We start from the raw sequence: 9,419 nt of genomic DNA, 5'->3' as shown, positions 1-9,419 counted from the left end.
AATTAATCCACGATGGTTTTTATTTCACCTTGAAAGGGCTGCCCTAATGACCTATGTCCGTATAGGCCCCGGCATGCGCCTTGCTGAGAAAACAGGCGCCTTCGTCTAATTGGACAAACTATTATTGCATCGCCCCTAATGTGATTTAGCTGAGCATCCGACCAAGCTATTTATGCTAGCTCAGTCAGATGCTGAGGTTTTCTTTGGGTGATGGCACTGCCCGGGATAGCTGCTTAGGCGCTATTCGGGTTTGATAAAGACTAGTGTCATGCGGTGGCTTTCGCCAATTTCAGTGTACTTGGCTTTTTGTGTGTCTTGCTCTGAGCCGCGTAATGTGGGTGGCAGTTGCCATACACCTTGTTCATAGTGGCGCGAGTCTTTTGGGTTGTTATTGAAATAACCCTCGGCCTCTAGGGTAAAGCCTGCCTTTAAAGCAGAGTCGATAATTGCTTGGCGGCCCACATAACCGATGTTTTTGGATGCCCAGTCTTGATTCTCTGCGGCTTGATGCTGCACTAGCCCGAGTTTTCCGCCGGGCTTTAACAGTGAATAAAACTCACTCATCATGGTGTCGGTTATGCCGCGTGCATACCAACCATGTGTATTGCGGAAGGTGACAATTCTATCAACCGAGCTTTCAGCGGCAGGTGACTTAACTACTTGCTTAGTGTTCTCGTCAATCATCAAAGAAGCTGTAACAACCTTTGAATAGTGTTTTTTGCCGGCCTGCATTTTTTTATCGAAGCCTTCGCGTGAGCCCGGACGATAGCTAGCCTGGGTATCGCTTGAGTCATAATGCGCAGCAATGAGCGTGCCTTTTTTCTTTAAGTAGGGCGCTAATATCTCGGTATACCATCCGCCACCAGGCCAAACTTCTAACACCGTGTGGTAAGGCTGAATATCAAACAGCTCCAAGGTTTTGAGGGGGTTTCGGGATGCGTCACGCTCGGTATAGGCGGGTGTTCTGTGGTCGCTGTCTATGGCTTTTTGCAGTGCTTTGGTGTCGGCAAAGCTAGCGATGCTGCAAAGTGATAATGAAAGTAACAGTGCGGTCTTTTTCATGCTTACCCCTGATTGAGTGTGGTGTGAAATGACATGCTGGTTTTACGTAAGAAGTGTCTGACAGCTGTGTAGCGTGTTGGTTCTACTGGTCAAAAATAGCAGAGATCGGCAGGGCTACAAATAATCGACAGGTGTGACTTGCTGTTAACTTTTAATCTGAGGGGCGAGGAAACAATATTTCATCCACTAATGCTGGATCTCGACATCCTTACCTTCGTTGCTCAATGCGTTACATACCTCGATAACTTCTCCTCGACATTGTGCTCCTGCAATGTCTTATAAGAGGTTCCTGCCTCGATGCGTTACCCTTAATGAGCTATAACCTATAGGCCCCGGCATGCGCTTGGTTAGGTTGGCGATTTTTTACGGTGCTTAAAAATAAAAATGTTTGCACTGCAATCAATTCAGGGCGTCAAACGTCAGTGTGAGTTAGGAGGGGAATTCCCCCTGCGAACCTAAGGGCCGAGGAAAAAATACTTTATCCAATAATACTTGTTTCCTGTCTCCTCAGCTGCGTTGCTCAAAGCGTTACATGCCTCGGCATGCGCCTCTTCGAGCGCCTTGCTGAGAAAACAGGCTCCCTCGTCAAATTGGACAAACTATTATTACCTCCCCCCCTAACCATTTTGGAGTATCTACTATGAAGCATAAAAATATTCTTACCATGACCCTTACCAATACTGTTCTCGCTGGCGCTTACTTGTTTCCCGTGGCAGCTCAAGCCGTGCCGGAAGCGCCAACACATTGGGAAAAGTGTGCTGGCATTGCAAAAGCTGGAATGAACGATTGTGGCGCACTTGACGGTTCTCATAATTGTGCAGGGCAAGCCAAATCCGATAATCTTGATGCCGAATGGGTGTATGTTCCACAAACCACCTGTGAAAAAATCACGGGTGGCCAAATCGCGAAAATCAAACCAGCTAAAACATAGAGTGAAACCCCAACTTTGCGAGGGCGTAGGTATTGGCTTGCGCCCGCCCCATTTCCCATATGTGCTGCAGCATCGGCCTAAAGTCCCTTGGTTTGAGGTGCATAGTTGCAACTATTTAAACGGTGGTCGCGGGCGTGACATATTGATGCAGGTAAGAGAAGATTACCCTTTACGTTTTCATGGCGTAAGCTTGAATTTAGGGGGTGTTGAGCCTATAAATATCGATTATTTACAGCGCTTGAAAGCAGCTTATATTGAGTTCGAGCCTTCGCTGATATCCGATCATGCTTGCTGCGCACTTTTGAAGCGTGAGTATGCTCATGATTTGCTGCCAATACCTTATAGCCCTGAAGCGGTAAAGCATGTGGTTTCCAGAATTAATCATGTACAAGACTTTTTAGGGTGTCGTATTGCCATCGAAAACCTCTCTCGTTATATTAAAGTCAACGAGGGGGCGGCAATGACGGAAGGTGAGTTTTTAGCCGAGGTGTCGCAGGAATCTGATTGCCTGTTGGTACTCGATCTTAATAACGCGTATGTAAATAGCTTGAACTTACAAGAAGACCCTTATTGTTTTATTCGGCAGTTGCCAAAAAAACGTATTTGTGAAATTCATTTAGCCGGTTTTGAGTTTAGTGATGGGCTAGCAATAGATACACATACTCAACCCGTGTCGAACGAAGTCTTTGAATTGTATAAATATGCTTGCCAATACCAACCTTCGGTGCCCACTTTAATCGAATGGGATAGTAACTTGCCCGACTTTTCGGTATTAGAATGCGAACGAAAAAAAGCACAGATAATCTATGACCAGTATTCTACGAGCTCTGTATGACGGTAACCTATGCTCAACAGCTGCACGTGCTACATCAAGCGATAAATTCACCGGCTTCGTCTTCATTGGGCGGGACTCTTTATCGCAATAATATTCAGCGACGAAAAGAACAGGCGCTGTCGACGAGTTTTCCGGTTACGGGTGATGCTTTTCCTTCAAAAACATTTATGGCTTTGTGCTTTGCTTATGCAAAAAACTATCCCTCTGTTCAGTGGGATATTAACGTGTACGGTAGTCAGTTTCCCGATTTTATTGCTGCTCAAGTGAATAGTCAGCAGGCAACCGTGTTTCCTTGGTCTTGGTATTCGGGTATTGCACAAATAGAGCAAAGCATACGCTTGGCATATTATGCTAATAGTAGTAGCGAGCCACTCACGGTTCATTTGAATATGCAGTCTTCTCCTGTCTCGGCGAAAGGCATCGTGTCATTGTTTATTAAATTGCACCGCTATTTAAAATGTATAGATAATATTGTAGGTATTACAGGTTTTGCAGGTGTTGTAGACTCAGCGCATAACCTAATTTTCACCGTGACACGAAATAAGGGAGATGTTGTGCTTTTGATCGAGAATAGTGATCCATATGGGTCTGACCGGTGACTAAGGTTTTTACGTTTAATCGGGATCAGCTTCAGGATCTCTATCGTTACGCCTATGCATTAAGTTTACATGCGGACGATGCTTACGATGTATTGCAAACCGCTATTGAAAAATACCTTAATAATCAAAAAAAATCGCCTGATGTTATTGCACCACTGGCAATGATGCGAACCTTAATCCGTAATGTCTATATCGATAGCTATCGTTACAAGCAGCGCTGGCAAAGCGAGCCTTACGAGGAAATGAGTCGTTACGATATATCGCCTATCAGCTTAGAAAATTGCATAATTTCTAAAGATCTGGCTGATAAGCTTTGGCAAAGTTTATTGCCAAAAGATAGAGATTTATTGTATCACTGGGTGATTTTAGGGCACTCCACTGATGAGGTTTGTGCCTTGTGCGATATTAGTCGTGGTTCATTTTTATCTAGAATGCACCGCTTGAGAAAAAAATGTAACGAAGATAATGCAATAACTTTAAGCTCGGCGGATAAAAACAAGGGGATATTATGAATAAGATGCCTTTTGAGGATAAAGAAAGTTTACCGCGCGCATTTGAACGTCACTTGTTAGAACAGGAACTTGATAGCAATAAATTGGATGACTTGCTTTTGTTACAGGAGAGTATCGTAGGTCATGATGAAAATATTCAGCCTAAGATGAAAGTCGCTCTATATGCAAAACTGCTTGCAGGTATGGCGGTGTTTTGTTTGGCCCTTACTGGTGTGATTTTTACGGCGCAATGGAATGTTCAGAATAATAATTTTAAAGCGATAGCGGGGGAGGTGGTAAAGAACCATTTGAAGTTAAAGCCCCTTGAAACGCAGGCAACAAGTATTGATGCTGCACGTGAATACTTTAACGCGTTGGATTTTTATCTTATTAATACGAAGGTGAATGAAATCGTTGGTGGTGCAAATAGCTTACAATTAATAGGTGGCCGGTATTGTTCTATTCAAGGTGTGACGGCTGCACAACTTCGTTACCGCCAGGGTGCTAAAAGCCAGACAACTCAGCATGATTTAAGTACGTTATACGAAGTTGCGTATATACCCGAAAAACATGGAGATATTCCCGCGTTAAATAAAAATGGAGCGCCAAAAGTCATTGCTTATAAAGGTTTTAATGTTTCTTTTTGGCAGAAGGGCGGGGTGTTATTTGTATTTGTGGCGGGGGCAGTTGAAGGGTGATGTGCAGACTTTAAATTGCGTCATCTATGGATGGAGCGCCTAGCGCTAGAAGGGTGCGAGCAATAGTTCGTGATTTAAGGTGGAAGGGAGTTGGTAAGTCAGTGGCTTTTCCGTACGGTTAGCCGGATAACAGATGTTGGTGAAATTCAAAAACAGAAGATCTATGTAGATTGTTGTGGTCGACTTTCTTTCGGGGTTAAACCCCGAAAGAAAAATAACCCATCAAATAGACGGCTTAATAACGATCTTTCTGCACATGTATCACTCACGCCAAGTAATCCAAGGTATTACAGGCTCTTTTGGCGCAAAGTGTGTGCCGTTGGATTCTACCAGGTGCAAAAATACCACTCATGTGAAGGCGGTTATCCACACTTCACTGCGGTGGGTTTATTAAAATCGTGCGCGTTTGCACGGCTTCATGATTCAGGTCTAGATAGGCTGTTATTTGCTCACCTCGGCGCTCCACCACCACTTCGACCGCGCCATTGGGCTCCCCCTCTTCGGGTACGCCGCGATTAAGTTCAAACGCACTAAATGTCCGTTTCCCGGCGATCGATACGATGGTGTCGCCAGACAGAAAGACTGTTTCACCATCAATGTTTGTAACGCTGTCATTCAGTAGCACCCGATTGGGCAAACCGCTTTTGGCCAGCAGTACGCCATACGCCTCATCACCCACGGTATCGCGCAGCTCATCTTGTAGCGCGATAATGCTGCTGGCCTCCTGATACAGGGGCTCAGACGCTGCCCGTGCTGTTTCAGCGACATGCTGCATTTCGTTGAGAACAGCGGTTATGCCCACCTCAAACGCTTGCGCGACCTCAAAGCCAACGCCAGCGCTGTAAAGTTGCTCGTAATCAATGGCGCCAGGCGCCAGTCCGGGGCTCACGTTCGCGGCGTCATGTATTTGTTTCAGAAGCGCCGCCAGCTCCTTGTTTTTACTTTCATCGCCATGCTGACCCGGCAGTAGGGGAGCCTCATCGGGATTGTTCTGACTACCCGTCAATGTGGGTGCGCTATTAACCGCTACTGCCGTCTTAGTTTGCACCGCGTTCTCGTTTTCAATCGGCGGAGCAAAAGACGTATTAAGTGTATTTATAGCTGGTCCCTCCGGTAATCTGTTGCTATCGTCGAACGACATTTGCTGTCGCAAAAAAAATAAACACAACACAATGGGCAGAGCCGCAAAGATTATATATTTAATGTCGTTTTTGTATTGTTTTTTATTCGTTGATGACATGAATTTATCGCCTTATTAAATGATCAATCTTTCTCAGGTTGGGCGTTTAACATAAGGGGCGAGGAAATAATATTTCATCTGCCCATGCTTGATTTCGAGCTCCTTACGGGTGTTGCTTAAAACGTTACATACCCCCTTTAAAGCGGCTAGATAAGAAAGCCGATTCCTGCGCCTAATTGGACAAACTATTATTGCTCTGCCGTTGACATAATTAACGGTTGTAGGTGAGCGATGTGGCCAGTGCTAAGAGTAATTTCTCGTTATCCCGAACGAGGTTGCCCCCGGCCATGGCAATATTAGTTAGGCGATCCTCCGATACCCACGACAGCATAAAGACGCCATTTCCATCGGGGGATTTTGAGAAGCTAATCGTTGCGGGGTGACCGTTAATGGAGGTGTTGACGAATCGCTCATCGTGTTTAATTTTCATGCCATTCCCTAAGTGATCCAGTTCTTCGATGGAAAGGGTTTTATCTTTATCGAGGGTATACACCCGAGTGATAGATGCTGTTTTCCCTGCAGTCCCGGCTCCGGCAACGACCCCCTTATAAGCTAACGAAGGGTCCTTAGGCAAAGCCGATAGCGTTAAACCAAAGCTGCTTTTAAGCGGATCAAATGCGACAAAGTTGGGTGAAAAACTGTCGAGCAAGTAATGGGCAACCGCCTTGTTGGAGACAGGGATATACTCTTGCAAGCGAAGCTTGATTTCCCTCTCTATTATCTCATCATCACTCATGCCGTTAGCCTCTGCCTTTATTCGGCCTTCAAATTTATCTGTTACGTCAGGCTTTTCCACCGAATGGACATGACTTCCCAGCAATATAAGACCTAAAGTAATTATTCTAAAAAACAACATTTTTTTATCCGCCATTGGTTATTTTAATCAGATGGGTAATAAAACGCATGCCCCAACTAATCAAGGTTTAGTGGGCGAAATATGACCCCTTGCCCCTTAGCTCGCTTTTACGGCAGGTAGATGGCTTGTGAAATAATACTCCCGTAATAAATTTTATAATTTAGTGATGAAATGTTTATAGTTTTGTGACAACTTAAATAACCTGTGTAATACCATGGCTTAAATGTTTTGAGTTTACTTAACCGTATGCACGCCCCTAGCCACGTTACTGTAATTACAATGCGGTGTTCGAGATGCGTATACATTCATCGGCAATTGTTATCGCAGCTGTTGGGGTTGTGGGAAAAATACAATTTCTAGCAGCGCAACTGGGAATGCGTTAAATAATGAGCGACAATCTATACGAAAAAATACGAATCGTTAATGAATGCTGGAGGCCTGTCGAGATAGCTCTTACATATGTAGATGTCTTGACTTACTCATATCTAACCTTAAAATTTTTATCCTTTAGGAAAATGTAATGTTAAAAAAATTAAGAAAAATATTTTTGGCTATAACCTCAGTGGCGTGCATGACCGGGAATGCGCATGCCATAACTGCTGATGAAACATGGAATGTTGAGGATGTTAAAACCATTGCTAACTCAACGTGCTCTTCGACATACGTACCTGGTGCAGAAGGGCCATATTCAAACTGTGGCTGGGTGCTTTACAACTACACCTATATTCGGTCAGGTCATGGAACAGCGTCTATTTATAAAAGCTATGACGGCGTTCTAGATAAAGTCGTTGTTGTTTCTCAACCTTTTGAGTTGAGTTTTAATGACTCCACAATGTCGGCGTCAGAACTTTATGACTTGGCTAATGTTCAAGGTACGCTGTCGAGCCTACGCTCACAAGGTTACGATATTGCTATTTTCCAGCATGACGATGTTGAAAGGGGAGTTACTGATCATGCAAAAGGTTTAAAAGCATTGCTAACCACCTTAAATAACCGATCAGGCGTCAGCTCGGTGTCAGTTATCGGACTCTCTATGGGTGGGGTTGTTGCAACAAAAGCGTTAGGCGCGCTAAAAGCAGAAGGGAAGTTGGGCAAAGTTAAATCTTTTATTGCCTACGACTCACCATTTTTTGGAGCTAATGTGCCTAGGTCGATTATTGACACCACTACAAATGTTTTAAACTCGATAGACAAACCTTTTTGTGGTGAAGTTTCTAAGTGCTCTAGTGCTCGAAAACTTCTGAAATCAGCCCTATCAAAATTCAATTCTCAGACATTTAAAGACTTGGTTAATTCGGCGTCCTCAGGATCAATCGAAAGATCCGCTCTCCACGGGGAATTATTTAATACACTAACAAGCTTAAAGAGCTCATTAGCAACAATGGCAATTAGTAATGGTACGCCTCAAACAACTTTTGGTAATCCGTCACCGTATTCAATCGTCTTTTTTTCTATAGACCGATCAATATACGGGGTTAAATCATGGAATGTGGCTAGCGATCCTTATTTCGATAATCAGCCCGGTGGCTATGCTAGCTACTATAAAATATTCGCCGACATTATCGAGCCTCATGTCGATTTGAGCTATTCATTCGATTTTCATCACTCTTTTGTATCAACATACTCAGCAGTGGCAGGTACAACGGCAGCGTGGGATGCCGTAGAGTTTCCTTCGTCTAATGAGCAGCATGTGTCAGTGTCCTATAAAAATCATAATCACATTTTGGACTGGATCAATACTCACCAGCCGTAGTTCGAGCAATTGATTGGGGTATGACGTTGAAAAACCCTTTAACGATATCGTTAAAGGGTTTTTCAAATATTTCAGGGCATCCATGTTGCTTTTTATGCTAATGCTTGATGTCGACATCCTTACCTTCGTTACTCAAAGCGTTACATGCCTAGGTAGCTGATCCACGACATTATGCTCCTCGGTAATAGCTCCTGCATTGCCCTAATAACGTATATCCCTATACGGATGCAATGCCTAATAAGAGGCTCCTTGTTCCGATCACCACCCTAATGACCTATGTCCGTTTGGGCCCCTTTGAGTACCTTGTTGAGTACGTAGGCGTTCTTGTCTAAATGGACAAACTATTATTTCCCCGTCCTTTACAAATTATTAAAAGGTAATTTATGAAAAAAAAATTAAATGAAATATTGTTAAATTCGCAACGTTTTCAGTTGAATGCCGTTGCGCTGGGTTTAGCTACAAGCCTGGCTTCCGTGACGGCTTTGTCGGCACCCGTGCTGATCGAGCGCCCAAACCTATTTGAGGTGGGTGATAGTGCTGAAGCGGGGCGTAGCGTTGCCCAAGAGGGGCGTTATACTTTGTTGGGGGCTTATAAGTTAAATTCGAGTGACTTTGACACGGCAGGGCAAGCGTTTTTATTTGAGGACGGAGCTCAACTTTTGCAAACATTTGAACCGCTTGGGGAGGTGGGCTTAACCTTATACAAACCCGACCCTACAAGTTCAGGTCATTATGTGAGCGATATAACGTGTACTATTTTGAATCCCGCTGGTGCCGAGGCTGGTCAATTGGTGGCAATGTCTGAAGAGTGGGTCGTGTTAGGGGCCGATTCCTTAGGGGCGCCGCGTCAAGGGCGTTTAGGAAAAGATGCTTATAATGATTGTGGTCGTGGAGTACCTTCGGTTTTTTTATGGCGGCGCAATTCCAATGAGTCGTTCAATCAGTTTGTTCCTT

The 9,419-nt window shown here is 44.3% G+C and carries 10 protein-coding genes; 7 read left to right on the top strand and 3 right to left on the bottom strand.

Going from position 1 to position 9,419, the window contains the following annotated elements:
- Positions 1-240: 240 nt before the first annotated feature.
- Positions 241-1,062 carry a class I SAM-dependent methyltransferase gene (locus AC3A8L_RS16825; protein ID WP_487963432.1) on the bottom strand — a complete coding sequence of 274 codons (822 nt, stop codon included), beginning with the start codon at positions 1,060-1,062 and terminating at the stop codon, positions 241-243.
- Positions 1,063-1,702: 640 nt separating this feature from the next.
- Between AC3A8L_RS16825 and AC3A8L_RS16820 the strand changes: the two genes are divergently transcribed.
- Genes AC3A8L_RS16820 through AC3A8L_RS16800 form a run of 5 tightly spaced genes read left to right on the top strand, consistent with a single transcriptional unit; the run spans position 1,703 to position 4,616 of the window.
- Positions 1,703-1,993 (top strand): BufA1 family periplasmic bufferin-type metallophore, encoded by a 291-nt coding sequence (locus AC3A8L_RS16820; RefSeq protein ID WP_487963431.1) that lies wholly within the window; start codon positions 1,703-1,705, stop codon positions 1,991-1,993.
- Position 1,994: 1 nt separating this feature from the next.
- Complete coding sequence (gene bufB, locus AC3A8L_RS16815) at positions 1,995-2,828, top strand: MNIO family bufferin maturase (protein ID WP_487963430.1); 834 nt, start codon at positions 1,995-1,997, stop codon at positions 2,826-2,828.
- A complete protein-coding gene (locus tag AC3A8L_RS16810; protein ID WP_487963429.1) occupies positions 2,825-3,427 on the top strand; it encodes an HvfC/BufC family peptide modification chaperone in 603 nt (200 codons plus the stop codon). Before bufB ends, AC3A8L_RS16810 begins: the two co-directional genes overlap by 4 nt.
- Positions 3,424-3,939, top strand: a complete 516-nt coding sequence (locus tag AC3A8L_RS16805; RefSeq protein WP_487963428.1) for an RNA polymerase sigma factor — start codon at positions 3,424-3,426, stop codon at positions 3,937-3,939. The genes AC3A8L_RS16810 and AC3A8L_RS16805 overlap by 4 nt, the downstream gene beginning before the upstream one ends.
- Positions 3,936-4,616: a hypothetical protein gene (locus tag AC3A8L_RS16800; RefSeq protein WP_487963427.1), complete on the top strand. Its 681-nt coding sequence runs from the start codon at positions 3,936-3,938 to the stop codon at positions 4,614-4,616. The genes AC3A8L_RS16805 and AC3A8L_RS16800 overlap by 4 nt, the downstream gene beginning before the upstream one ends.
- A gap of 373 nt (positions 4,617-4,989) precedes the next feature.
- On the opposite strand, the gene AC3A8L_RS16795 is transcribed toward AC3A8L_RS16800, so the two are convergent.
- Positions 4,990-5,856, bottom strand: a complete 867-nt coding sequence (locus AC3A8L_RS16795) for a hypothetical protein (protein WP_487963426.1) — start codon at positions 5,854-5,856, stop codon at positions 4,990-4,992.
- Positions 5,857-6,067: 211 nt separating this feature from the next.
- Positions 6,068-6,712, bottom strand: coding sequence for a hypothetical protein (locus AC3A8L_RS16790; protein WP_487963425.1), 645 nt, complete (start codon positions 6,710-6,712; stop codon positions 6,068-6,070).
- A gap of 520 nt (positions 6,713-7,232) precedes the next feature.
- On the opposite strand from AC3A8L_RS16790, the gene AC3A8L_RS16785 reads away from it, so the two are divergent.
- Together AC3A8L_RS16785 and AC3A8L_RS16780 are read left to right on the top strand one after the other, a co-directional pair.
- Positions 7,233-8,465 carry an esterase/lipase family protein gene (locus AC3A8L_RS16785; RefSeq protein ID WP_487963424.1) on the top strand — a complete coding sequence of 411 codons (1,233 nt, stop codon included), beginning with the start codon at positions 7,233-7,235 and terminating at the stop codon, positions 8,463-8,465.
- A 383-nt stretch (positions 8,466-8,848) separates the two neighbouring features.
- Positions 8,849-9,419, top strand: a 571-nt coding sequence (locus AC3A8L_RS16780) for a hypothetical protein (protein WP_487963423.1), incomplete at its 3' end; no start/stop codon positions are given.

The organism is Marinagarivorans sp. (assembly GCF_982758155.1).
Note: the sequence above shows the minus strand (reverse complement) of the source record. Positions and strands in the feature narration are given on the sequence as shown.

What these genes read in the sequence shown, in the direction of transcription:
- AC3A8L_RS16825 (WP_487963432.1), bottom strand. Translation starts at nt 1,062, where the DNA reads ATGAAAAAGACCGCACTGTTACTTTCATTATCACTTTGCAGCATCGCT.
- AC3A8L_RS16820 (WP_487963431.1), top strand. Translation starts at nt 1,703, where the DNA reads ATGAAGCATAAAAATATTCTTACCATGACCCTTACCAATACTGTTCTC.
- AC3A8L_RS16810 (WP_487963429.1), top strand. Translation starts at nt 2,825, where the DNA reads ATGACGGTAACCTATGCTCAACAGCTGCACGTGCTACATCAAGCGATA.
- AC3A8L_RS16800 (WP_487963427.1), top strand. Translation starts at nt 3,936, where the DNA reads ATGAATAAGATGCCTTTTGAGGATAAAGAAAGTTTACCGCGCGCATTT.
- AC3A8L_RS16795 (WP_487963426.1), bottom strand. Translation starts at nt 5,856, where the DNA reads ATGTCATCAACGAATAAAAAACAATACAAAAACGACATTAAATATATA.
- AC3A8L_RS16790 (WP_487963425.1), bottom strand. Translation starts at nt 6,712, where the DNA reads ATGTTGTTTTTTAGAATAATTACTTTAGGTCTTATATTGCTGGGAAGT.
- AC3A8L_RS16785 (WP_487963424.1), top strand. Translation starts at nt 7,233, where the DNA reads ATGTTAAAAAAATTAAGAAAAATATTTTTGGCTATAACCTCAGTGGCG.